This window comes from Dellaglioa sp. CoH-57-MRSF-19 (genome assembly GCF_056781975.1).
On the sequence record NZ_JBXAXW010000312.1, the window covers coordinates 1 to 249 of the forward strand.

Genomic DNA, 249 nt, shown 5'->3' on the forward strand with positions numbered 1-249 from the left:
TGTAGGCACGGCGCAGCGCCAGAAGGCTGATGCCACCAGCCAGATACGCCACCGCCATTTTCTGCATTTCTTTGCGCAGTGAATACGGATTGATCTTGCACGCACGCGCCTGCAAGAAGTTCATGAATGAGGGCTGCGCTGCTTGACGTACATACTCATCAAGAGTCGGCTCGTTGACCTTAAGTTCCCAAGGCTCTCCCGGGTTTTGCGTCGCATCGACCATGGCTACGCCGATCGCCAGATGCAAAT

1 protein-coding gene is annotated in these 249 nt (G+C 55.4%); it reads right to left on the minus strand.

Features of this window, described 5'->3' with window-relative positions; genetic code table 11:
- Positions 1–249: hypothetical protein (locus AC1RO3_RS09330; protein WP_481764140.1), on the minus strand; the 249-nt coding region annotated here is incomplete at both ends.